A 23,563-nucleotide genomic window follows, 5' to 3' on the forward strand; every position below is an offset into this window, starting at 1 on the left:
GCCATGGCCAAGCGGATCGACTACTACGACGACCCCGACGCACCGGCAGCCAACAGCCTGGTGCCGTCAGTGAACGTCATCGTCACCAACGCCGAGGGCGAGGTGCTGATGATCCGGCGCGCGGACAACGACAACTGGGCCGTCCCCGGCGGCGCCATCGACTTGGGCGAGTCCATCCCACAGGCGGCTGTGCGCGAGACGCTCGAAGAGACCGGGATCGTCTGTGAGATCACCGGCCTGGTGGGCACCTACAGCGACCCGCGACACGTGATCCTCTACACCTCCAACGGCGAGGCCCGCCAAGAGTTCTCCATCGTCCTGCTGGGCCAGGCGGTCAGCGGCGAGCCGACTCCAAGCGACGAGTCACGCGAAGTCCGGTGGGTGCCGCGTGAGCAGATCGCGTCCCTTCGCATGGATCGGTCCATGCGGATGCGCATCGACCAGTACCTAGCCGGTGCCGCTCAGCCGCACATTGGCTGACCTCCGTCGAATCGTCGATAGCGCTGCACCAAGGAAGCGCAGCGGGCATCCCGTCTGAGGTAACCGAGAAGCCCGTGTCACAACAAATCGGCCCATAAGCTGTCGCTGTGGGACTCTCCGATCTTCGTCGCGAAATGATCCTCGCCGCCATCGCGGAGTACGACACGATGGGTCGGGACGCTTTCCTGGACACGTACGGGTACAGGCCAGCGCGCGGATACTTCCTCGTCCACGAGGGCCGGCGCTACGACTCGAAGGCCATCGCGGGAGTAGCCCACCGTGGAGTCACGGGCCAACCACTTCTCTCGAAGGAGTTCTCCGGCGGCAGGGACACCGTGGCACGCCAGCTCATCCGCCTTGGGTTCGAAGTCGCTGCCCCCGGGCTGGTGATCAGCCAGCACACTATCGAGGGCCTGCTCCTGAAGGTCGATTCGCTCCGCACGGACAAGTCAAAGCTGACCGGCCAGCCTCGCCGTCATCAGCCACTGACACTGTTACAGGCACTCGGACGAGCCGTACGGGACGAGCCGCGCCTGGAGACCTGGCCGCGGACCAGCGCTGCCATCTCCTCACTCATCAACAGGTTCGGCCATGCCGACGACCAGCCGAACCCCGGGTTCCCTGTCCTCAGGCTGTTCCACGACGGCCTTTGGGAGCTGGATCAATCCGACGTCCCACAGGCCAGCACCAGCACTGCCCAGCGATGGATGCGCGACCACTCACCCACCGGCGGCCTGCGACCATGGGTGCACACCATCGTGACTCAGCACGCGGACGTGCGCGCGCAGATCGTGTTACGACTCCTGGAGAAGTACTTCCAAGGCGCAGACCACGACGCGCTGCTCACCGCGGTTGGCCTGTCGAGCGCCACTGACGCTGAAGTGCCCTTGAGCGACGGCTCGCCCACTCCGCAGCGCCGCCAGCTCACCACGACGCGAATAATCCGCGACTCCGCCCTCGCGCAGCAGATCAAGGACTTACACGGACACCACTGCCAGATCTGCGGCACGCGGCTTCGACTCCCCAACAGCTCGTACGCCGAAGGCGCCCACATTCGCCCAGTCGGCAAGCCACACAACGGCCCCGACGAGCCGGGAAACATCCTTTGCCTGTGCCCCAACGATCACGTTCTCTTCGACCGTGGCGGCCTCACCCTCACGGACGATCTCCTCGTCTTCGACGAAGTCACAGGCCACATCAGAGGCCGTCTCCGCCAAGCGCCACGACACACGATCAACATCACACACGTCGCCTACCACCGCGAGGCAGCCCGCCAAGGCTAAGTGGTCCCGCCCGTAAGTCGTTCGGGGGTCAGTGGCTGAGGTAGATAGCCATTGTCATCCCAGGCGCTGACCTACGCTGGCAGGGCCGCCGCCTCCCGTATGGCGGTGACGGCCGCCGTTGGGATGTAGTTCTCGGGCACGCCGTCGACCATGATGATGTCGCCCTCGATGCGCCGCGAGCGCAGCGGCGCGATCTCCCGGTACGCGGGAGAATCCCACCACGCCCGTGCCTCGGCGATCCCTGGGAACCCGATCATCACGACATATCCGGGCCAGTTGCCTTCCTTCACCTCGTGCTGGGTGGCGTGGACGAGGTAGCGGCCGCCGTACGGCTCGAAGGTGGTGGGGAGCCGTTCGATGTACTCGGCGATCTCCGGGTGCGGGGCTGCCTCCTGCAGGTGGGCGATGACGTAGGCCGGCATGGTGTCCTCCCGGTGAAGTCGTGTTCGGTGCGCTGCCGATCCTGACACGCTCTTCGTAGGCAGGGCGATTACCTGGCAGGTAGGCGATCTGGCGTCGCAGGCCGACTTGTGGCATTCGTTTGAGCCGGTTCTCGATGATGGCCTGACGGTGGTCGATGCCGTGGACAGCGAGGTTGCCCAGGGTGGCGACATCGCCTGCCTCTCGCGTCCGCACAACACTCAGCTCTACGTCAACCCCCGAAGGATTTCCGGAGCCAACCACTAAGCGCCTACGGCCATCAGCCTTTCGATCTCCCGAACCGCCGCCAGTATGCAAGGCGTGGACGCAGTGATCGACCGGGACACAAGGTGCTCAGGTCCGTAGCGAGAGTGGATCTCGGCGAGCCGCTCGGTCACGTCGAGGTGCACCCCGTCAGGGCCAGTGGTCATGTCGCAGTAGGTAAGCGCCTGGACGAGTACGGGCTGTTCCTCGTCGAACTCCACGGTGAGCTCATCGAACAGCGATCGTTCGAGCGCTTCGTTGACGGCGCAGGAGTGATGAGCGACGAGGCGGCAAATCGTGTCATCGGCCTGGTGAACGTCGCGCAGATAGCGCGCGCCGTCTAGGGGGTGGAAGCCGGTGTCGACCAGATTCGGGGCGTACCCGATGTCGTGCAGGTAGGCGGCGACGGTCAGGGTGTCGGTCTCGTCGCCGAGGATGGGTGCCAGCGACATAGCGCGGGCGGCTACGCCCTGGGTGTGCGCCCAGCGCCGCGGCAACGCCGTTGCTAGCAGGTCTTTGGCGAGGCCATGAGCCCATTCAACTTGTCCCACACTGCCCACGATAGGCATGAGGTGCCGGGATCAATCCAGCACGCGGGCCGAGACGTCCCAGGACGTCTCATCTCCGCACGTAACGGCCCCTACCGTGCTCGGCCACGATGAGGCCCTCGCGCTCCAGGACGGCCAGCGCCTGACGAACCGTGCTGCGCGATACTCCGTGACGTCGCCGCAACTGAGACTCGCTGGGCATGGGGCAGCCGGGCGCAAGGTCGCCGCGCTCGATCTGCTCGCGCAGTTGGCGCGCGATCGTCTGATATAGATACGGCTCACTTTCCGGCGCTTCCCCACCCAGGACCAGCCGGCCCTTGGCAGGAATCGCCAGGATCAGCCCTTCGGCCTCCAGCATGGCCAGCGCTCGCCGTACCGTGTTGCGCGCCACCCCGAACTCCGCACACAGCTCCGCCTCTGACGGCATCATCGAACCTGCCGGGTACATGGTCATCTCGATCCGATCTCGTAGCCGGTCGACGATCTGCGTGAAGACCCGCCAACCGGTCAGCCACTTGGTCACTGTCGATGCAGATCTCAGAACTGATAAGCGTTGGCGATCTTGTTCAGGCTGAAGCTGAGCTCCCCTTGCTCCCCCTGCCTCCAGCCCTGCTGGGCGGCTTGCTGGATCCGCTCGACAGCGTGGAAGAGCTGAACGTAGGAAGTCCGCTCGTCCGGCCGATCACCCCAGTAGAACCACCGAAACTGAAGGTGGACGTAGACGCGGCGAGGGCGCTCCGTCGCATCGAGCACCTCGACACCCGGCCGACCGTCGTCCTCGATGAGGAACGCCGCGGACACGTCCCGCCCCGCCAATTCATTGCGTAGCGCCGCCAGCAGCACTTCCTGGCAGGCGCGCTGGCGTTCCTTGATGCCGTTCATGAACAGACTGTCCCTTCGCCGTCACGGTAGGTGTACGTCGAGGTTCGCTCGCTGCGCGGAACCTTTACACCGCAACTCGGGGACGTCTAGGGACGTCTTGTGTTAGCTTCCCAGGCAGAAGGCCCGGTCCCCCGGAGGTACGCCCCCATGAACGACAACCTTCGCCACGCCTTGAACAACGCCCGTCTCCAGCCCGTAGACGTGGCCGCACAACTCGCCGTCGATCCCAAGACCGTAAGCCGCTGGCTTCAAGGCCGGACCCCGCATCCGCGCCACCGCTGGGCCGTCGCCGACCTCCTCCACGTCGACGAAGCCGACCTCTGGCCGGCCATCTCTCGGCAACGTCGCGCCTTCTGCGATGAAGTGCAGGCCCTCTATCCACATCGCTGGGCCGTCCCACAATCTGCCTGGCGACTCCTCTTTCAATCCGCGACCCGCGAGATCGGCATCCTCACCTACAGCGGCCTGTTCCTCGCCGAGGACACCGGCATCATCCGCCTGCTGGCCCGACAAGCCCGCGCAGGCGTGAAGCTGCGCATCCTCCTGGGCGACGCTGACGCCCCCCAGATCGCAGCCCGAGGGATCGAAGAGGGCATCGGCGCCGGCGTCATGGCCGCGCGCGCAAGGAACGCTCTTCTTCTGTACGGCATGCTCAGCGACATCGACCAAGCCGAGATCCGGCTTCACCGGACAGTGCTCTACAACTCGATCTACCGAGCGGACGACGACCTGCTGGTCAACACCCACGCCTACGGCACACCCGCAGCCGAGGCTCCCGTCATCCATCTCCGAGCTGCAGAGCCAGCCGCAGCAGCGGCAACCTACCTGGCCAGCTTCGAAGGCGTCTGGGCGACCGCAACGCCCTATACAAGTCCGACCTGAGCGGCCGTCAAAGCCATCAGAGATCACAAGAAACAGCGCGGGACCAAGATCAGAAAGCCAAATATCTGCACGTCATCAAGGCGACCCGCCTGCGGCGGCTCGCGGCGCGCCGGTCGGCCGGCTGGCCCGGCTGCGGCTCTCCGGCCGGTCCGGGCCAACGCCGCCCACGCGCCTGCAACTCGCCAGATAGCGAACCTAAATAGATGAAGCAGCATGAGCTGGCAGTGCGGCTATCAGAGCCGCCAATGGTTGCCTTGGATAACGGTAGAAAGTGCGTGGGGTCCCGCCAGCCCCTGGCCCTCGTCACGATGAGTCGGTTACAGATGGCAGAGCAGCAAAAGGCAGCACCTTGGCTGATCCTCACGCAGGACACCACTGAGAACATGTGACACGACATCCTGCCGCGATATCCGACCCACCTCACGGGTTCGCATGGCGCCTTGGCTAGCGATCGATCTGCCCGATAGGTCTCCCCATATTTAGTCCCTTGTGCGACGATGGTCACGCACCTCCCGTCATCGCCCCAGCGAAGATTGACAAGAGTAGGTAACATGGAAACGCGAGAAATTTTCGACGCTGCCCCCCTTTCCGTGTCGCAGTTCTTGAGCGAAACAGGGCAGGGACTCTACATTCCTCCCTACCAGCGCGCATACAGTTGGGAAAGCTCAAAGATTAAGCGCCTATTGAGCGATGTCGCACATGGACTGGACCAGCTGACGGAGTTTAAGGACTCCATTTGCTTTCTCGGCACAGTAATCGCGCTCCGCGATATGGAATACACAACAGTAGATCCGATGTTTCGCTCTCAGGTCCCATCCAAAGTGATGACCATCATCGATGGCCAGCAGAGGATAACCACACTGCTCCTGCTCGCAACGGTCTTGCATGAAGAGATCAAAGTTCGCGCCGAGAAGCTGCCCCAAAACGACGAAGCATCGATTTGGTGTTATAATCAGGCTCTCGACGCCACAGGCCGCTTGACGGACTGCTATGAAGAAGATATGCGTTACGGTGAGCACCGTTACTATCCGCGGTTGATTCGATCGTATTACGACGTTTGGTCTCGAAACAAGGGCGAGGCACGCTATAAGTCGCCGATCGGATATTGCTTGCACATGTATGGCATCTATGCGCGAAGCGCAGAGGCTACGAAGGCGTACAGACACCCGCCAATCGATGCAGATAAAGCTGGAAGCGTCGATCTTGAGGCGTATAAACACCTCGATCGTATGCGCGACCAGATGCGCGTGATTCTGCGAAGAGCGGTGGGCTCTGCGGCTCTACGGGAAGAGGATATTGCAATTCCTTCGGGAAGCGATATCGGAGACTCCACCAATCTGCAACTCGCACTTTTTAATAGCGAGTTCCCCGAAACGGTAATCAATAGCTTGTGTGAAGATGCTAGAATTTCATCGCTCACTCGTCTCATAGTTTTCGCCAACTATCTCCTGCATCGCGTCACGGTAGCAGTTGTGACGGCGAAGCGGGAAGATTATGGCTTTGACATGTTCGAGGCCTTAAATACGACCGGCCAGCCCCTAACGGCAATCGAGACTTTCAAGCCTCGCGCTATTCGAGCGGAAGGCTTGGATGAGTGGCAAAATTCCGAATCCAAGCAACACTTCGACACTATTGAAGCTTATCTCGACCGCGAAAGCAGTTCGTCTGCCGACAAGCGCCAAACAGTTACAAGCAGCATTTTGCTGCCATTTGCTCTCTTTCAAGATGGGAGCAAGCTCACGAAAAGACTAAATAATCAGCGCCAATACCTGCGCGGAGTTTTTGATAAGGACGACGACATCGAAACTCGCCGGAAGGTTTTGGCTGGCCTAGCGCAAGTCGTCCGCTTTTATGAAGGCCCATGGGCAAACCCCCCAAAGCTGCCCGTACAAGCAGATATCTCTTTGCGAAAGCAGGCTGGACTCTCGCTTGCAGTTCTCCGTGATGGTGGTCATGAGATCGTCGTCGCCCCTCTGGCTCGTTACTTCGCTGCGCACCGCCTTGGGCCTCAAGAAGATGTTGAGTACACAGCTCAGCAGTTCCTTCTTGCTGCTCGATCATGCGGTGCTTTCTACGCGTTGTGGAGAGGCGCTTTCGGAGGCACTAATGGCATCGATGGCATCTATCGGTCGCTTATGACCTATACATTCGATGGGATGAGTCGACGGTTCGCCCGTTTCGGTTCCGATTTGACCGAGGTTCCACCTGTAGAAAAACTCCAAGAGTTCCTACGCGAAAAGCTTCGCAGCGAAAGCATCGAAAATCGAGAGCAGTGGGTAGCTCGGGCATCTCTAACTCCTGTATATTCGGCGTCAAAACCACTCACGAAACTCCTCCTGCTCGCCGCATCCCGTAATTCGACACCGGATACTTCCATTCCAGGGTTGGTTATACGAGGGAAGAGTGGGCTTCTCGAAACGCTGGAGCTTGAGCATTGGGACGATACGGCTTTTGCGACGATCGAGCATGTAGCCCCACAGACCAACCCGGGAGATGGCGGATGGAGCTCACTTCTTTACGACGACGCAAATATGATCAATAGGCTGGGGAATCTAACCCTTCTGCCAATCGTCGAAAACTCCTCGGCCAGCAATAGATCCTGGCACCTTAAGAAATTGATGTTCCGGGCTCTATCCGCCGTAACGGTAGAGGAGGCCGAAAAGATGCTTCAGGATGCCGAGGCTCAAGGGCTTTTGCTCGGCAAGGGGGCCGATGTGATCCGCGAAGCTCGCTATCTTCCACTAGTGGCTGCTGTCGCGCAGCGACAGGAGGAGTGGACCCCTCAATTTGTCCACGACCGCTCGGAACGACTGAGCGGACTCGCGTGGGACTCCCTAGCGCCCTGGCTCGGTTTAGGAGCTGTGCAGTAAGTGCTGCGATTGGGCTTGGCAGTCCATACGGATCACCAAGCCCCCGTTACAACATTGTTTGCTTTGAGAGCAGACGGTTATAACTGGCAAACAGCGCATGCTGTGGAGTCGTCATCCTCATCGAGGGCGTCGGACAGGACATCAATCAGAGGAAGGTGCGCCGAGAACATTTGGCTGCGTGGTCGAGCGTTGCCTGGCGCTTGGTCCGATCTCTTCACGATGAGCTGATAGCTCATGTAGGTAGCCTTCTCCAGGCCTCTCGGCCCACCAGCCGGATCGACCGCCAGACCGCTACCGTCCTGATCACGCGCAGACCGAGCAGGTTCGCGCCCTTACCCGCGGCATCGCCGACCTGTAGATCGCCCTAAGCAAGGCACTGGACGAGCGCCCCTACGCCTTCCTGTTCCGCGCCCTGCCTCGGGTCGGCATGGTCAACCTCGCCCAGATCATCAGCGAGATCGGCCCCTTGCTGGAACGCGGCCCGATCGCTGACCAGCTCGCCGCCGAGGTCGGCATGGCTCACGTCACCCGCGCCAGCGGCAAAGCACACCGTCGGCTTCCGACACAACGCCAACTGGGCCGCCCACAAAGCCATGCCCCACTTCGCCGACAATAGCCGGCAGACCGACCCCTGGGCCCAGGAGACCTACCAACGCGCCCGCGACCGCGGCAAACGCCGCCCCAACGCGGTGCGCATCCTGGGGCGCGGCTGGCTACGCGTCATCCACGCTTGCTGGCGCAACTCACCTCCTACGATCCCACCGTCCACCACAGCAGACGCCGCACACCATGTTCCGATTAGAGCGCTGCCGCGGCGCTTCCGGTCCTCGCTTCGCTGCGGTCCGGGTCACCTTGCCATCGAAGTCACCGCGTCCTCACCGCACTCAGGACGCTTCATGCTGCGGTCGTGACCAGCAACTACGCTCTTAATCCCAGACAGGGGTTGACTCAGAGAACTGCCCGGCCCTCCTTTCGGGCCTTGCCACTGAACACGATAGTGCTGATGGCAACGTCAGCCACTAACAACATCCTGACGACACCAAAGCCAAGGGGTGTCTGGAGCCACGTCGAAAACGCAGGCGATCTCGCTGTGACCCAGCAGATAAGACATCCGCTCCACTCCCATTCGCTGACTGAACCGTCCCGGGTTCGATAATTATCGAACCCGGGACGGTGCGCCATACATGTGTGCGCGTCGACTAGCGAGCCTCTTCATGCCGTCGCATTAGAGGTGGCACACCGCACACCCCGCCTGATCGTCCTCCTCGTCATGGGCATCAGAAAGGATCTCCAGCAGTGGGCGGTTCGGCTTCACGCGCTTCGCAGCCCGCTCGAGGGCGGTCTGGTGCTTTGCCTCAATCTCATCCCGCCGCTCTATCAGCTCATGCAGTGACTCGCCCTGGGACCAGGTGTATTGCCGGTCCTGCATGGCAGTGCGCCTGTAGTTGACCTTCTCTTCGTAGGCGATGGCCTGCTCGAAGAGCTCTGGGTGGCGATCCTTGAGCCCGACCCACTCGTGCTTCCGCTGGAAGAAGCAGAAGTAGCAGCCTGACCGGGTTCGCCACTCGTAATAGCCGGGCAGGCCGATACCTGCCTCGTCAAGGATTCGGTCAACTCCGGCACGGTCGATGCCGTCCTCGCGGAACGGGAAGACCGCCGTGATATTCGGCTTGGTACTGACGTAACCGAGCCGGTTCTCGTCTGCGCGGATCGCGACATAGGAGATCACCTCATCGTTACCGACCCACTCCTCTAGCGGCCTGATTTTCAGGTTCTTGGTGCACCAGCGCATCTGAGGACTAGGAAGCGTTCCCTGGTAGACCTCAAGCCAGTGGTCGAAGTCGCGTGTTGAATTGAGCCTTAAGATCGGCTTGCCAACTGCGGCCTCAAGCCGGTTGAGGTACTCGTACGTCTCCGGTAGCTCAGCGCCGGTATCACAGAAGAAGTACTCCATGTCAGGCTCACGTTCGCGCATGTAGACGGCGAGGGCGGAGGAGTCCTTGCCACCGGACAGACCGAGGACGTGACGCTTCTTCCCGCTGGAGCTGTTGGTATCAGTCACAGCTTGTCCTTCCTCTGGGGGGCCGCATCGGTGTCCGTTGCGGCGAGGCGCTCGGCCAGGGCGGCGAGCAGGATGCGCGCGCCGTCGGGGCCTAGTGCTTTCTCAGCCTGCCTGATGACACTGACAACGAGTTCATCAGCGGCTTGGCGGGACTGCTTTGGCACATGGATAAGGGTGCGCTCTTCGGTCCCTTCCGGGGTGGTGAGTGTCAGCAGCTGGGTTTCGATCTGCCGAGGCTTGGCCACCTCCGTGTCAAGGATCGAAGTCTCGCGCATTTCATAGAGGTGGCTGACACGGTCGAGGGCACGCGCCACCTCCTTGACCTGACGGGGAAAGCTCTCGACGTCTCTATCGGTCCAGTCGCCGAGTGCCTTGTTCGTGAGGCGGATTATGATCGGGTCGAGCCAGTCATCATCCGGCAGACTCTCATTGAGCACACGGGAGATGAATCCCTGCAGACTGAGCTCAAGTGCACTACCCGAGAATCCGTGGAGCCGCTCGGTCAGACCAGACCGCAGCTCTTTGAGATCCGCTGGCAGTCGGAACTCACGACCGATCGTCATCACGACTTCCTGCCGCAGGGCTGCGCTGGCGCCGGAAAGGTCGTCAAGGGCGGCGACCAGGCGTGAGACGTATGCGCTGGCGGTCTGCTCATCTTCGGGAGTGCTCGTCCGGATCGGTTCGAAGCCCACAGCCTTAGGCAGAGAGGTGAAAACCAGCTCGTCTGGATCAGTCGCCGTGGACAGCACTTCGCGGATCACGAGAGCTTCGGGACTGAGGCGCCGGGTCTGCCGCGCGTAGGGCTGCAGGACCATGACGCGCTCCAGCATCGCTCGTGTGACAGCGAGCAGCTTGGGGTTACGCGCTGAGATCGAGCGGGGAGCATCTACGTCCAGGGACGAGGCCAAGCCGTCGACCACTAGCCGGCGCTGGCCACGTCCGACAGGCGCGGCCTTTACGGCGAAGCGGTCTGGATATGGGACGTTGAGCCGTTCCACGATCTCCGGGGTCAGCCTCTGGCAGTAGTTGCCGTCTTCGAACAGGGCGATGTCCTGGGCGCGCAGAATGAGCGCGGTAACCACGAGGATCGGGACAACGCCTGCCTTGACTCCGTAAGGGGGAGCCATGAGCCGGTGGTAGATGTCAACGATGGGCGTGAGCTGCTTCGCACTGGTCAGCGCTTCTTCGAGAGCTTCCCAGGCGGCCATGACGCTGTCGTTCTTCTGCGGGCTCGGACGTGAGATGCCGTGTGTGAGAATGCTGTCGGTTTGAGTGCCACTACTGGACTCTCCAGCAGCGCGGTGAAGTCCTAGGTACTCCACAACGCCGTGATACATCGCCCGCTCGGGCGTGTACTTATCCTTCGCATATCCAAGGAGGGGATACCCCGAGCGCTGCAGCATGGCGGTGAGCAGCTCACGGCGGGCGCGGGAGGCATTGCTGGTGAGCTGGTGGCGCCCGACCATCTCGTTACGGATGTGGGGAGTGAACCGGTAGACCTGATCGCAAGCTCTGGAGGCCAGGCCGGCATAACTGCGGGCCTTAATGGCCTCACTCGGCTCGCTACTGCTTTTGGTGCCCTCTTCCCACAGGTGCCAGGTGGACTGCGGACTTAGGGGATTGAATGCTTCGCCCAGCAGCGTGCCGATGTTGCGGGAGATATCCGCAGCCCGTTCGGCGACCTCTCGGGCGGCCACGTGGTCGAGGGCGTCGTCTTCGAGGAGCTCTTCCAGCGCTACGAGGTTGATACCTGACTGAAGGACAGCCGCAGGATTTTTGGTGGTGCCGATCAATACGGGCAGCTGAGAGTTGACTACGGGCCGGTTTTCCAGTGTCCCAAGATGGTAGACGATGAGCCCGTCCGCTGCGTCCTGTACGACTTCGGGGCCGTCTAGTTTCTCGGTCTGGTGGCTGACTGCAGTAACAAAGTAGCGCAGCATGCCGGTGCGCTGGCTGTGCCCGCCGGCAACCACGGCCGCGGGAAGTACCGTTCCTAGGTGCTTATTGAAGTACTGGACAACATCGGATGGGTCGATACGGGTGGCAATTTCCCTAACCCGAGCGTCGATGTCGACGTCGGTACCTTGCCAGATGCGGTACTCGTTGCTGTATGCGCGATGGACGACGAACCCATCGTCCACGAGCTTCTTCAGACGCTCTTGCATGGCAACGAAGCGCTCGAGGGCCGGGGCGTCAACCGGATCGTGCAGCGCAAATTGGATCATGGCCGGAGTGGCGCGTAGTACGCCGTCGGCGTCGATCAGGTTCAGGATGCCGATCGCCTTGAGAAGATCCCGGTCTTCGGGCGGTAGACCGTGTGCCTCGTTTAGGCGGTTGTCAACCTCCAGCCATCGGCTAGCGTTAGTTGAGGCCAGGATGGTGGTGCGTCCGGAGGCAAAGAAGTAGTCGTACAACTGCGGCAGGCGGATCGTAGAGGCCCGCTCGGGTGTATCTGCCGACAGTGTCTCCAGGGTGCGGCGAACCGTGTTCGGCTCGTCACTTGCGAGGAATCCGGTGAGGCTGCGGTCATGTTGACCGATCTGGGACGCGAGAAGCGGAGCGGCGATAGCGGTGAGCGGGTGCAGCGGGTACAGGCTGGCGAATGTCTCCGTGGAAATGTCCACGACGGCGTTCAGGGCGTGTCCCCGCCATGCTTCTGCTGATGCTTGTGCCTGCTCCTGGATGAGCTCACGGCCCGTCTCCTGGACAGCCGACAGGTCCAGGCGTCGCCGCATCAGGTGAACAGCGTCGCCGAGGTTCGGCGCGAAGGTGATGTCTTCGAACCGGCCCTGAACCTTGGCCCATTCCTGGGTCTGAATGGTGCTTGATCGTGCTGCGTAGTCGGTGAATGCCAGGTGCTGCAGCGTGAATATGAACAGCGGCAGCCCCGAGTGTCCGGCGCCCCTTTCTGCGAGCACCTGTAGCAGGAACACGTCGCTCTCAGCGCTTCCGGAATCTCCGTCGACGGCGAGGTGCTCAAGTGTCTTGCCGAACTCGTCGATGATCAACAGAAGAGGCGCCTCGCTGCACAGTGCGATGACAGCGTCGATGAGATTTGCCGTCGTCGGTACCTGGTACTCCATGCAAGCGGCGAGTGCCTCCGCAACAGCCTGCGGGGGCCGCTTGTTCCATCTGCGCTCCGCGGCGGTCTGCAAGGCCCGGTGCACAGTGGCGGCTAGAGGCTCCCGATGTGCGGTTGCGACAGCACCCAGGAACCCTTCTGGGGCGAGTTCATCACGGACCTGAGCAAAGCGTGTGGCAAGGTCAGGGCTGGTCGCGGCCACTGCCGCCTGAGCCTCGGCCTGGCGGTAGGGGTCATGCCCAAGGAAGGCATCGAACAGGTTCGACAAGGTCGACTTGCCGGAACCGTACGGACCGGTGAAGGACCAAGCGCGGGTGCGCTTTAGATCGGCGACAGCATTGGTGACGCGTTCGAGCACGTTCAGGGCACGTGCTCCCACGTAGGGGGAGTTCAGGTGCCTTTCGCGAACATCGCGCTCAAGGTTGGTGGAGCGCAGCTCAGAACCGACCAGGCCGATGCCCGCCGGAAACTGAGCGGTGGCCTTGGCCTGGCGAGCACGCCGGGGGCTCTTTGTCGCCGTGGTCACACGTTCTCCTCGATCAGTTCCAGCTCCTCGGACTGCTGGGGCAACTTCTTGCGCGAGCGCTTGTGGCTGCCACCATCAAGGCCGGGGTATTGCTTAGCCCACTCCTGCGGAGTTGGGAATCCTTCTCGCTCTTGAACCCGCCCATAGTGCTCGTCAAGAACTTCCCAGGCAAGGGCTTGAGCAGCCTTGGTGAAGGCCAGGCTCCGTTGGCCAAGAGCCTCGACGATTTGCAGATCAGGGTGTTCGCTGACAAGAGACTCGATGGCCTTGGTTAGCTCCGGTTCCCGTGTGCGGAATGCGCGTCCCGGGGCGCCGGGTTCGTTGGCGAGCCGTGCCAGTGAGATGGAGCCGGCGCTCGCTGAGAACCGGGAGGCGTAGTCCAGGCAGGCATAGACCAATACCGATGCCGGCAGGCTGGACCGGGAACGACTGGTGAAGCGCCAGGTCCGCTCCTTGCCCTTGCCTTCGCCTTCCAATAGACCCAGTTCGCGGAAGGGGCAGGCCAGCAAGTCCTCGAAGCTGCCCGGAGAGAGCGGGTTGAACTCCTGATCGAGGGCATACATCTTGATCAGACAGTCCACGTCACGATTGATCGACTCTGGTGCAGGCCATTTGTCTTCGTCGAAGTTCTCGCGGACGTGGCGGGTGACGACGGTGGCCATCTCAGCCGCGGTGACCCTGGAGAAGGGGGCGAGATGGAACATCACATACCAGGTGGGTGCCAAGCACTTGGCCTGGGGCTCGGACGAGAGCAGCCACCAGTGCAGCAGCCAGAGGCTGCCCGTGTCTTCGAGGTAGGGGTCAGCGCCATCTTCGTCGAGCAGCCAACGAGCGCGCCATGTAGGCGAAGCGACGTACGCGCGATAGGACGGCTCCTCATGGGGATGCTCCTGCGTGAGCTTGAAAGCCTGTGACCAGTACCGCATGGCGTTGACCATGTTCTTGCCCACGCCGAGAAGGACAGGCGCGTCCTCGCGGTGGAAGATCTCGCTATTCTCCTTGACCTGCATGTACGCCTTATGTAGCCAGCCGAAGCGTGGGGCGAAAGTTTCGTGACGTGCAAACTTCGGTTCGGCGGCTTCAGCGAGTCGGCTATCTGACATGCGGTAGGACCTTTCGGTGAACAAGGGGCTAAACGAGGGCGGCTATGCGGAGGTGATGCCGATCAAGGCTTGGCGGGGCCGGCCATCACCGATCGGACGTACGTCACAGCACGCACAGTGGCATCCACAGCCCGATCGATGTCGCACTCGGTGGTGGCGTAGCCGAGTGAGAATCGCACTGTGGAGTCGGCATCTTCGCGGCTGCGTCCCATGGCGATCAGGACGTGGCTTGGGCTCGGTGCCCCGGAGGAACATGCGCTGCCATCGGAAGCGGCCACCTCTGGCATAGCAGCTAGGACGGCATCCGCTGGTACGCCGGGGAAGGTGACGCTGGTGACACCCGGCAGACGGGGTACAGGGGCACCGTTGATCCAGCAGCCGGGCACGTTGGAGATCAGCTCTTGCTCCAAGCTGTCACGCAGCGTAGTAGTACGCGCGGCCTCATGCTTTAGTTGTAGTCGTGCAGCCTGAGCAGCTGCGCCGAGCCCCGCAATCCCTGCCACATTGAGAGTGCCGGCACGCCACCCGCGCTCTTGACCACCGCCGATAAGTAGTGGCCGATGAGGTAGAGGAACGCCACGACGAACAAACAGGGCGCCCACACCCTGTGGGCCACCAAACTTGTGGGCCGATAGGGACAGAAGGTCGACGTCCACCTCGTTGAGATCCAGATGGAGCCGACCAACATACTGAGTGGCGTCGGTGTGGACCAAGGCCCCGGCCTCGTGAGCCGCTTTGACGATTGGCCCTAGGTCGGTCAGGACACCGGTCTCGTTGTTCGCAATCATGGCGGAGACGACGCCCACGTCATGGTGGCGGAGCGCCTCATCCAGAGACTCCAGACCGACAACGCCGTCCTTGTCCACAGGAAGCACGACAAGGGAGCCAGGCGTCTCCATAGTGATAGCTTGGGCGGCTTCTAGTACCGCCGGATGCTCCACCGCCGTCGTTACGAACACTCCGCCGCGCGCGTGAGCGGCGCGCAGAGCCAAGTTATTAGCCTCCGTGGCCCCGGAGGTGAAAATAATCTCACCCGGAGTGCAAGTGAGCAGCTCGGCGAGTTGACGGCGGGCTGTGTCCACACGACTAGCGGCGTCGCGGCCCAGATGATGGACGCTGGAAGCATTGCCCACGCAATGGAGTGCACCGAGGGTGGCTTCTAGAGCTTCCGGGCGAAGTGGTGCGGTGGCGTTGTAATCGAGGTAAACCACATCCGTCCGACCGTCTGACATCGTCTGCCCCATCGCGCTGCCCTTCTGTGGTCACTCCTGGCAGCTCTCGTTCGTGGAGTCTCTCGTTCCACCAGGAGTGCAGGGAGATCCTAACCGACACCCGCGACAGGGACAGCAGATCAACGAAACCGAACACCTGTTCACATAGGAGCGAGCACTTCACCACGGCCTTGCGTCATGGCGGATCTCTGGGGCGGCCGTGTAACGCTACTTGAGCCAACCTAGATGTACTACCGAGCGACGGAGTGCTCATGGTGCTGACTGGCCGTGGGAGATAAGGCACGGACGTGAGATCAGGTAAGGCAGGCGCACGGTGACGGGACAGCTGACGCCACCTCAGGGAAGGCACGTAGGGGGCCGCTGAACAGTGCTCCGTGACGAACCTACTCTTCGTCCCGCCTTGTATCGGCTCCCTGCTGATCCATTGGCCGCTGACGTGCTGATTCCCGCCTTCCGCCAGGCTACCCGAGTGAGAGGAGCCTTTGGGTGGTTCACGGCAGGTTGGATTCATAGCCTCGCGCCTGGTCTCGCCGATTACCTTGGCCGCGATGACGTACAAACAATCGAATTTACGATCGCTCCCGCCCTCTTTCCTGCCGAGCGCCAAGCGGTTGAGTCAGCGATTCTTACGCCTGACGAGGTTGTCACGCGGATAGAAACGGAAATCCTCAAGGCCGCTCACCCTAACGCTGGCGCCATGACAAATCATGCAGTCGAATGTCTGGCGTGGATGATCGCGAAGAACCTTATGACGCTTGCGATTGCAATTCCGCTCCCTCAAGCCAACTATCATCCAAAGATGTGGCTCTTCACGGATGGCCGTGACTCAATTGCGGTCCGGGGATCGGCCAATGCCACAGCGCGTGCACACGAGTATGCGATCGAGCACATGGATGTGGACTGTTCGTGGCTACGAACCAGTGCCGAACGTGTCAAAAGCGCTGAAGTTATGATCACGGACTGGGCAGCCGGCAATGACCCTATTCTCGAAAGGACCGTTCCACTGCCCCTAGCGCTCAGGGAGCGCCTACTTGAACTTGCACCGGCCCAGCCGCCTAGTCCATTGGATTACAGCCGCGCCGCCCCTCATCCGAATAACACTAACCCTCCAGCAATACGGCAGTCTAATTCAGTTTTTGCAATTCCGAGCCACCTGGAGTGGCAAACAGGCCCATACAAGCACCAGGGGGAAGCCGTTGCAGCATGGGAGGCTGCCGGCCGCCGCGGAATCCTCGCCATGGCGACAGGAGCCGGAAAGACTATCAGTTCGCTCATATGTGCTTATCGGGCTCGCCAAGAACATGACGGCCCGTTCTTGATTGTCGTTTCTGCCCCAACAACAGCATTGACCATTCAATGGAACACCGAGTGCGCCAAGTTCGGCCTAAAGCCGCTGAACCCAAGCCCAGGGACAGCGACCGGGCGAAGCATGCTCGGTAACGCACTCCGCCGGTTGAAGTCTAGAGCGTGCGCGATCGAGTGCTTTGTCGTAACTAACAATGCCCTTAATGATCCCTCCTTTAGAAGACTCCTGGAACATGCGCAGCAAACAGTGGCCGGCTTGGCAGTAATGTTGATTGCTGATGAGGTTCACACACTCGGAACGCCATCCTTCCTAAATGACACTCCAGACTTTCTCGACCTTCGACTCGGCCTGTCAGCGACCCCCGTACGACAGTACGACGAAGACGGTACTCAAGAACTGCTCGCCTACTTCGGAGATACCGCCTACGAATTTGGTCTCGATAAAGCAATTGGATTCTGCCTAACGCCATACGACTATTACTTTAATGTCGTACATCTCAATGATCACGAGCTTGCCAGGTTTAGGGAACTCTCTGAGAAAATATCGCGTCGAGTTGGCGCATCGGGAAGATTTGATCCTCGCGACGAGATACTGCGCACTTGGCTCATCCGAAGGAGAGAGATTACGGAGAACGCTCAAGCGAAGATACAAGGTCTCCGAGAGCTTCTTCTAAGGTATGAACAGCCCCGCCATCTCCTTGTCTACACCACATCCAAAAATCCGCTTCAAATAGATGCGGCGGCCGAAGTCTTGGACGAACGCCACATTGCCTATGCGCGCGTTACACAACACGAGTCAAAAAATAAAGCGAAGCTCAGTCGTATTCTTCAGTCATTCTCCGACGGAGATATCGAAGTACTTCTTGCCAAGAAAGTTCTCGACGAAGGCGTGGACATCCCACAAGCACGAGAGGCAATCCTCATGGCCTCGTCGACCATCGAACGCGAGTGGATACAACGGCGCGGACGCATCCTGCGTCGAGCACCAGGAAAGATGTACGCCACAATCCACGACATAATCTCCTTGCCGCCTCCCTCGCAGATGCGATACGAAGAGAGCGTACTTAATACGATAAGTCGAGAGCTTGATCGAGTGAGATCTTTTGGGCGATATGCACGAAATGCACACGAGGTCTTGGCAGCCATCAGGGAGGTGCATAGTGCGTACTTCGACTGATCGTCAAGGGGGTACGTCGAACGCTGAACGCATCAGAACCGAGATGGAGCGCGCTATAGCCGGAGTCAGTGAGCGTTTCCCCGGCTACCGCAGTCGGCTGGTCGATGCAGCCCTCGAGTGCTACAGGCTAACTGCTGAACATTCAGAAAAGCGTATTGACATCAACAAGAAATACGATGAAATCGTGAGCACGATAGCACAGGCCATTGAAAAGAGCCGGAGCGGAGACTACTCGTGATTCGCTTTCACGATCTTGTGGTTCGCAACTTCGCCTTGTATCCGGATGCACACCTCCATTTCTCTACCGATGAACAGCACCCCCTGACTGTAATACGGGGAGAGAACGAATGCGGCAAGACGACGTTGATGCGCGCCTTCCTATGGGTGCTCTACGGCGAACAAGGGCTTCCCGAAATTAAAGGTGTCCTTCACCCCATTCGGCCTGTCTGGGCTGATGAAGAGTCAGTACGCACCTCTGTCGAGCTTCGTTTTGAAGCTCGTAGCAGCAAGGGATCCTCGAACTACAAACTCATTCGACGTGCTACCACCTCCGCCCGCAATGGGAGGGTCTCCTATTTCGATGAGGAGGTCAAGCTCTACTATCGAAACGTGGGGGACGGAAGTTGGGATTCCGCGGATAGCCAAATGCTAGATCTTCTGATGAGAAGGTTCTTTCGTCCTGAGCTACGCGATTTTTTCTTCATCGACGCCGATAAAGCCGTGCAATTTGTCGGTGGACCAGAGGGCGCACACGATGACAGTGTGATGCGTACTATGACGACTCAAGCAATCAACAATCTTCTGGGCCTAGATTCATTGCATCGCTCAATTGAGCGTCTTGAGCAGCGACAGAGCGTTTTCGTGAGACAAGCTGGTCGCGACTCAGGAAATACAGATCAGGTGAAGCTCGCCGCAAGGCTCGAAGAGCTTCAGCAGCAGAAGGACAGGGCGAATCTCGAACTTAAGTCGTTGCAGGAGAAGCACCTAACAATCGAAAAGGACTTGAACGATTATGAGGCGAAACGCCAAAAGGATATTCTGCATATAACTGAAGCTTCCGGAATCAATGAACAGGTCCGTAAAGCGCAAGACCGCTTGAGCCTCGAACAGGAACGTCGAGCTAGCCTTATTGGCAGCCTTAGCTCCCTTGTAGACAGCGACTCTCGACTTAGCACTTTTCTTATGCTTCCGGCTATTGAGTCAGTCATCGCTACCTTAGAGCCGATGCAGAGGCAGGGCTTGATTCCGCCTACTGAACTCACGCTTCTCCCGCGGCTGATCCGCGAAGGTAAGTGCGTATGCGGCATCTCGTTCGATGAACACCCCGAGCGGAAGCATGCGGTACAGAAGCGGCTACGCGACTCAGAGGGGTATTTGGAAAGCGCTCAGTTTCTGGACGAAGTCCTTAACTGTGCTCAACGGCTGGGTAATCAAGCCGTCGGAAGAGGTGGGCGGCCTTGGACTGAGGATGTCGACGAATGCCTCAGCCGTCTCGGCGAGGTCGATCGTGATATGAGTGACATCATATCCGAGCTAGACATCCTTAAAGTGAAGGCGAGCGAGATAGCCCAAGGACTCGATGCCGCTGCATATGCAGAACGAGAGCGTCATTCTGCGGAGCTCCGCCGTCTTCACACGGCAAGCGCGGAAAGGTTGCTCCTCACAGAGAATATCGTAAAAGAGACTGCTGCCGAGCTCCGAAGTGTCAGCGAGAAACTCCGAGTTCTTCAGACCGGGGAGAAACGATCCAGGGACCTCCGAGATAAGGCTGAGGTCAGTGAAGACCTTCAAATCATTCTCACGACAGCGCTCCACGCAGTAGAGTCTGAGCAGGTGCATGAGCTTTCTAGGGCTATGAACCGCATCTTCCGTAACGTGATCGGGGCGACAGAAGAAAGCAACTTCAGCGAGGTCGGCGTACAAGGCATACCAAGCGTCATAGGTTCGAAGATGACGTATGAGCTCTTCGCTAAGGATGGTAAGAGGAATAAGCCTCTTGCTATGGCCAACGGCGCATCCCGCCGAGCACTAGCAGTGTCATTTGTTCTAGCACTTGCAGAGACAACTGCTAGTAGCGTTCCTTTCGTAGCAGATTCACTTCTGCATGCATTTTCGGGTGGAGTTCTTCGGCGTATGGTGAGCTATCTCGTTGATGGGCAGCGGGTGGGACAGCCGATCATATTCGGCCATACACATGATCTGCTAGACGACGACATTCGTGATGTTCTACGTACCGCTGCAGGTCGTACGTACACCGTTACGAGCCAATCGCATGTTGGCGGCGATGTTGTTAGGGCCGCGCCTAATCGGCAGAACGCTCGTCAAACTGTTGTCTGCGATTGTGGCATTAATGAGTACTGCGACATATGCGAGCATGTCACATACGCAGGAGACTCGCGCTTCGTTCGCCGCTCCGAACGTTCGCGTATCGATTAATGGGACGAGATGCCTAGACTAATCTTCACTGCCACCCAACATAAGCTGCTCTTGCCAGAAGATGTACGAGACCGAATCGCTCCTTGGATTAAACAACAATCGACATCGGCGCATCGCTCCCAAGATCAGGTTGCTTTCCGACGCCTCCTCGACTTCTGGTTTGCGTCTATCGCCTGGGCAGTTCACCATGGCCTCCAACCTGTCTCGAAGGCCTCGGGAAAGCACTTTGTGAATCTCGGGCCGACTAGCAGTGACATTAGGCACTTCGAGGAGTGGAGGGGGGAGCTACTAACTATCTTGGCGGTGCACGAGTTTGGCTATGATTCGCCGGATGTCATTGATATCCGCAAGGTGGTAGACCTTGCGAATAGATATGCAGAGGTCGGTTCGCCCCTGCTTCTTGAGCGACTCAGGGCACAGGAAGATCTTGCCGTCCCCAAGCTCTATCTTGCCGCCGAGATCATGTCTCAAGTCGTAGAGGATAATTCAGATCAATACTCCGGTAGGGTATATTAAGCTTTTTGTCCCGAGCACCCTGGTCACAACAGGTCCGTAATGGCGCCCACGGCCGCTAGGGTCTCCAGCCGCTATGATCGCGATGGAGGGACTAGATGCCTGAGCTGATCCTCAGCGTCGAGGACGAGGTACCGATCTCCTACGGCCGCTTCGATCTCCTGGACAGATCCGACCTCGGCCACGAGGCCGAATCGGAGGCTGCGGCTGGCGCGCTGCTGGCCGAGCCCGGCCAGATCGCCCTGGGCCAGGTCAGCATGGAAGCCGTGCCCGGGCACAAACGGCACACGTGAGCAGATGGTCGTGGCACTCTCGCCGGAGGGTTCCCACGTACCGCTCCGCAAATGAGTTCGCGCGTGGTGACCGGGGCAGTGTCTTGATGATCCGCACGCCGCTGTCGGCGAAACACCTCGTCGAAGAGAGGCGAGAACTTCCCATCGCGGTCCCGGATCAAAGACTTAAACTGGCCGGCGCGCTCGCCCAGATCCATCAGCAGGTTCCGTACCTGCTGAGTGGTCCAGGTACTGGGAACGATAGCTGATCGGCATCATTAGATCAGATCAATGAGACGCACTTCTTCGACAGACCCGCGGAGGCCCTACGATCGGTGTAGCTGCGTAGGCTCGTATTGCAGCTGGTAGACCCTAGGCTTTTCGCCGTCCATTCGGTAGACGGTGATGTTGGACAGGAAGTCGGTCTTGATCGTTCGTGATCGTCGGATCCGCTGCTCTTCGATGTCGCTGATCCAGCGTTCGATATGCAGCGGCATGGTGAAGGTGAGCCGGTAAGCGCTCTCATCACTCCACGGGGACGCGGTCCATTCGGCGTGCGGGTCGTGGCCGATGCGGCGGACACGCACCGGGTGGGTGGGATGGGCGTCCGCGTAAGTCACGAAGCGGCGCTTGTCGTCGGCAGCGAGCGGGATGATAAATGGGGCCGACGGGAATCCTATGAGCAGTTCGGTCTCCTCATGGTGCAAAAGATGCGCGGCGAAGCTCTCAAGTACCTCGGTGGCGGCGGCCCTGAACATGAGTGCATTCGTGGTCACGGTCGACAGCAGGTGAGGTGGCGCGGTACTGAGCCTCTGGCGCAGAATGGTGCGCATCCAGTTCACCGGAAACGGCTTTACGTAGTACGGGTTTCGTGCCGCGTAGAGCTTCTCCGCGGTGCTTCTAAGCAGCGTTCGTAGCCAGGTGAACGACGCGCCAGAGAGGTCAACTAGGGAGATTTGGTGGGCGACGGCATACTCCTGGGCATCCGGGCTGAATCCGTTCGCTGAGAACAGAGCGTAGGAATACTGATACCGGCGCCGAGGCCGCCCGCCCGTACTGCGCGCCGCATAGTTCTCGTTCACGTCATGGATGACGCCGTGCGCATTACGGATCACTTCGATCCGGCACGGCGTCGCATAGAACTTGGCTTCCAGGAACAGTCGTACGGGGAGCGAGAAAGCGGGACTGAACGCCCACTCCCCCAGGACATCGACCTGATGCGAGGTGCCTCGCCCGCGCACTTTCAAGGTACTGCCCTCAGAGACGAGCTCCGCGGAATCCTGCTCCGCTGACACCAGCAGTTGGTAGCCGCTGCTTCGAAGCAGCCAGGCCAGAGCTTCTTCAAGCAGGTAGCCTCGCAGGTTGGCTTCCAGACCCATGTGGGGAAGATAACAGGATTAAGCGATTCCGTCCGGAGATTGCGATCTTTCTCGATCGCTCCTGCTGGCCAAGTCCAAATATGACCCGGCCCTGAAGGCAAAAATCTTTGAACCCTCAGGTGGCCGTCTTGGCGGGTACGGGACATGCACGGGGATGATCTGATCACACGACCGGCGCGTGCCACATAGGGTGTTTTCGCAGGCCATTCATGGTGAGCAAGCAGTACCGCCCGCGCTCTCCTACAGCGTGTGCTCTGTGAAGTTGCCACGCCGCTTCGGGTGCTCGGGCCTGACAGTCTGGACCAACAGCGCCGCTCCCCTGACGTGCCCCCTAAACCAACCGTCGGCTTGATCGGCGAGGACTTGGACGCTCATGCCGTGGTGCTTGTGCCTCCAGAGTGCAGGACTGCTCGTCGGCAAGGTGCCGTGAGGATGGCGCAGGCAAGCCGGCAGGCGCGTAAGACGGCGGCTTGGACGTCGTTGAGACAATCGCTGCCACGTCTCTCCTTCGCCGAGCCTTGCCACCAGACGACCGGGAAGCAGCGGGGATGGTCCCTGTCAACGCCCGTCATCGCTCTGGAGGGACCGATCTTGAGTTCCCCGAGCACGCTGGGACAGCGCTCATGGGCATCTCAACCTGCTCCATCAGCCTGGTATGGCGCAGTAGGCCGAATGCCAAAACCTCGCGGCGCTGCGCGCGTAGGCACGGTCCGGATCGACCGCTGCCGAGGCGCGACCACTCGGTAGGTACGACGCGAGCTAAGACTCGGATTCTACAAGATCGGGAATTGTGTCTTACCGACTTCGATCTTGTGTTCGAGATAAGGAAAATGTAAAGATCATCTCG

19 protein-coding genes are annotated in these 23,563 nt (G+C 60.1%); 9 read left to right on the forward strand and 10 right to left on the reverse strand.

Translation table 11 applies throughout. The features are described 5' to 3' along the window. The first annotated feature begins 3 nt into the window (after positions 1-3). Both ABT294_RS21140 and ABT294_RS21145 read left to right on the forward strand, forming a co-directional pair. Complete coding sequence (locus ABT294_RS21140; protein ID WP_350807767.1) at positions 4-480, forward strand: NUDIX hydrolase; 477 nt, start codon at positions 4-6, stop codon at positions 478-480. Between the two features lie 107 nt (positions 481-587). Further along, positions 588-1,763 carry an HNH endonuclease gene (locus tag ABT294_RS21145; protein WP_350807768.1) on the forward strand — a complete coding sequence of 392 codons (1,176 nt, stop codon included), beginning with the start codon at positions 588-590 and terminating at the stop codon, positions 1,761-1,763. 71 nt (positions 1,764-1,834) lie between these two features. Here ABT294_RS21145 and ABT294_RS21150 read toward each other — a convergent pair whose 3' ends face one another. The 4 genes from ABT294_RS21150 to ABT294_RS21165 all read right to left on the reverse strand — a co-directional run bounded on the left by ABT294_RS21150 (position 1,835) and on the right by ABT294_RS21165 (position 3,877). Continuing rightward, positions 1,835-2,185 carry a DUF1330 domain-containing protein gene (locus ABT294_RS21150; protein WP_350807769.1) on the reverse strand — a complete coding sequence of 117 codons (351 nt, stop codon included), beginning with the start codon at positions 2,183-2,185 and terminating at the stop codon, positions 1,835-1,837. A gap of 261 nt (positions 2,186-2,446) precedes the next feature. Beyond that, positions 2,447-2,998 (reverse strand): HD domain-containing protein, encoded by a 552-nt coding sequence (locus tag ABT294_RS21155; protein WP_350807771.1) that lies wholly within the window; start codon positions 2,996-2,998, stop codon positions 2,447-2,449. A gap of 67 nt (positions 2,999-3,065) precedes the next feature. Then, positions 3,066-3,518 carry a winged helix-turn-helix domain-containing protein gene (locus ABT294_RS21160; protein WP_350807772.1) on the reverse strand — a complete coding sequence of 151 codons (453 nt, stop codon included), beginning with the start codon at positions 3,516-3,518 and terminating at the stop codon, positions 3,066-3,068. A gap of 14 nt (positions 3,519-3,532) precedes the next feature. Then, the gene (locus tag ABT294_RS21165; protein WP_350807773.1) at positions 3,533-3,877 is read right to left on the reverse strand and encodes a hypothetical protein; all 345 of its coding nucleotides are present in this window, start codon (positions 3,875-3,877) and stop codon (positions 3,533-3,535) included. A 147-nt stretch (positions 3,878-4,024) separates the two neighbouring features. Here ABT294_RS21165 and ABT294_RS21170 point away from each other — a divergent pair, with 147 nt between their 5' ends. The 3 genes from ABT294_RS21170 to ABT294_RS21180 all read left to right on the forward strand — a co-directional run bounded on the left by ABT294_RS21170 (position 4,025) and on the right by ABT294_RS21180 (position 8,245). Further along, positions 4,025-4,759, forward strand: a complete 735-nt coding sequence (locus tag ABT294_RS21170; RefSeq protein ID WP_350807774.1) for an XRE family transcriptional regulator — start codon at positions 4,025-4,027, stop codon at positions 4,757-4,759. Between the two features lie 551 nt (positions 4,760-5,310). Then, a complete protein-coding gene (locus ABT294_RS21175; protein ID WP_350807776.1) occupies positions 5,311-7,629 on the forward strand; it encodes a DUF262 domain-containing protein in 2,319 nt (772 codons plus the stop codon). Positions 7,630-8,056: 427 nt separating this feature from the next. Beyond that, a complete protein-coding gene (locus ABT294_RS21180; RefSeq protein ID WP_350807777.1) occupies positions 8,057-8,245 on the forward strand; it encodes a hypothetical protein in 189 nt (62 codons plus the stop codon). A gap of 609 nt (positions 8,246-8,854) precedes the next feature. Here ABT294_RS21180 and ABT294_RS21185 read toward each other — a convergent pair. The 4 genes from ABT294_RS21185 to ABT294_RS21200 form a co-directional block, all read right to left on the reverse strand. Continuing rightward, positions 8,855-9,691, reverse strand: a complete 837-nt coding sequence (locus tag ABT294_RS21185; RefSeq protein ID WP_350807778.1) for a phosphoadenosine phosphosulfate reductase domain-containing protein — start codon at positions 9,689-9,691, stop codon at positions 8,855-8,857. Beyond that, positions 9,688-13,299, reverse strand: coding sequence for an ATP-binding protein (locus ABT294_RS21190; protein ID WP_350807779.1), 3,612 nt, complete (start codon positions 13,297-13,299; stop codon positions 9,688-9,690). Before ABT294_RS21190 ends, ABT294_RS21185 begins: the two co-directional genes overlap by 4 nt. Beyond that, positions 13,296-14,402, reverse strand: a complete 1,107-nt coding sequence (locus tag ABT294_RS21195; protein WP_350807780.1) for a DUF4007 family protein — start codon at positions 14,400-14,402, stop codon at positions 13,296-13,298. The genes ABT294_RS21190 and ABT294_RS21195 overlap by 4 nt, the downstream gene beginning before the upstream one ends. A 62-nt stretch (positions 14,403-14,464) precedes the next feature. Beyond that, positions 14,465-15,646 carry a cysteine desulfurase family protein gene (locus ABT294_RS21200; protein ID WP_350807781.1) on the reverse strand — a complete coding sequence of 394 codons (1,182 nt, stop codon included), beginning with the start codon at positions 15,644-15,646 and terminating at the stop codon, positions 14,465-14,467. A gap of 412 nt (positions 15,647-16,058) precedes the next feature. Here ABT294_RS21200 and ABT294_RS21205 point away from each other — a divergent pair, with 412 nt between their 5' ends. The 3 genes from ABT294_RS21205 to ABT294_RS21215 are packed head-to-tail and all read left to right on the forward strand — an operon-like array spanning position 16,059 to position 20,552. Beyond that, on the forward strand, positions 16,059-18,116 hold the full coding sequence (locus ABT294_RS21205) for a DEAD/DEAH box helicase family protein (RefSeq protein ID WP_350807782.1): 2,058 nt from the start codon (positions 16,059-16,061) through the stop codon (positions 18,114-18,116). Beyond that, positions 18,100-18,354 (forward strand): hypothetical protein, encoded by a 255-nt coding sequence (locus ABT294_RS21210; RefSeq protein ID WP_350807783.1) that lies wholly within the window; start codon positions 18,100-18,102, stop codon positions 18,352-18,354. Before ABT294_RS21205 ends, ABT294_RS21210 begins: the two co-directional genes overlap by 17 nt. Further along, positions 18,351-20,552: an AAA family ATPase gene (locus ABT294_RS21215; protein WP_350807785.1), complete on the forward strand. Its 2,202-nt coding sequence runs from the start codon at positions 18,351-18,353 to the stop codon at positions 20,550-20,552. The genes ABT294_RS21210 and ABT294_RS21215 overlap by 4 nt, the downstream gene beginning before the upstream one ends. Positions 20,553-20,840: 288 nt before the next feature. On the opposite strand, the gene ABT294_RS21220 is transcribed toward ABT294_RS21215, so the two are convergent. Next, on the reverse strand, positions 20,841-21,023 hold the full coding sequence (locus ABT294_RS21220) for a hypothetical protein (RefSeq protein ID WP_350807786.1): 183 nt from the start codon (positions 21,021-21,023) through the stop codon (positions 20,841-20,843). A gap of 140 nt (positions 21,024-21,163) precedes the next feature. Here ABT294_RS21220 and ABT294_RS21225 point away from each other — a divergent pair, with 140 nt between their 5' ends. After that, positions 21,164-21,358 carry a hypothetical protein gene (locus ABT294_RS21225; RefSeq protein WP_350807788.1) on the forward strand — a complete coding sequence of 65 codons (195 nt, stop codon included), beginning with the start codon at positions 21,164-21,166 and terminating at the stop codon, positions 21,356-21,358. Positions 21,359-21,663: 305 nt separating this feature from the next. Here ABT294_RS21225 and ABT294_RS21230 read toward each other — a convergent pair whose 3' ends face one another. Beyond that, positions 21,664-22,716 carry a hypothetical protein gene (locus ABT294_RS21230; RefSeq protein WP_350807789.1) on the reverse strand — a complete coding sequence of 351 codons (1,053 nt, stop codon included), beginning with the start codon at positions 22,714-22,716 and terminating at the stop codon, positions 21,664-21,666. Positions 22,717-23,563: the final 847 nt, after the last annotated feature.

It is taken from the genome of Nonomuraea sp. NPDC000554 (genome assembly GCF_040300065.1).
Taxonomy (GTDB): Bacteria; Actinomycetota; Actinomycetes; order Streptosporangiales; family Streptosporangiaceae; genus Nonomuraea.

Bases quoted from the DNA above. Each gene is read 5' to 3' on its own strand.
- ABT294_RS21140 (WP_350807767.1), top strand. From the start codon at position 4: ATGGCCAAGCGGATCGACTACTACGACGACCCCGACGCACCGGCAGCC.
- ABT294_RS21150 (WP_350807769.1), bottom strand. From the start codon at position 2,185: ATGCCGGCCTACGTCATCGCCCACCTGCAGGAGGCAGCCCCGCACCCG.
- ABT294_RS21165 (WP_350807773.1), bottom strand. From the start codon at position 3,877: ATGAACGGCATCAAGGAACGCCAGCGCGCCTGCCAGGAAGTGCTGCTG.
- ABT294_RS21170 (WP_350807774.1), top strand. From the start codon at position 4,025: ATGAACGACAACCTTCGCCACGCCTTGAACAACGCCCGTCTCCAGCCC.
- ABT294_RS21175 (WP_350807776.1), top strand. From the start codon at position 5,311: ATGGAAACGCGAGAAATTTTCGACGCTGCCCCCCTTTCCGTGTCGCAG.
- ABT294_RS21180 (WP_350807777.1), top strand. From the start codon at position 8,057: ATGGTCAACCTCGCCCAGATCATCAGCGAGATCGGCCCCTTGCTGGAA.
- ABT294_RS21195 (WP_350807780.1), bottom strand. From the start codon at position 14,402: ATGTCAGATAGCCGACTCGCTGAAGCCGCCGAACCGAAGTTTGCACGT.
- ABT294_RS21200 (WP_350807781.1), bottom strand. From the start codon at position 15,646: ATGGGGCAGACGATGTCAGACGGTCGGACGGATGTGGTTTACCTCGAT.
- ABT294_RS21225 (WP_350807788.1), top strand. From the start codon at position 21,164: ATGCCTGAGCTGATCCTCAGCGTCGAGGACGAGGTACCGATCTCCTAC.
- ABT294_RS21230 (WP_350807789.1), bottom strand. From the start codon at position 22,716: ATGGGTCTGGAAGCCAACCTGCGAGGCTACCTGCTTGAAGAAGCTCTG.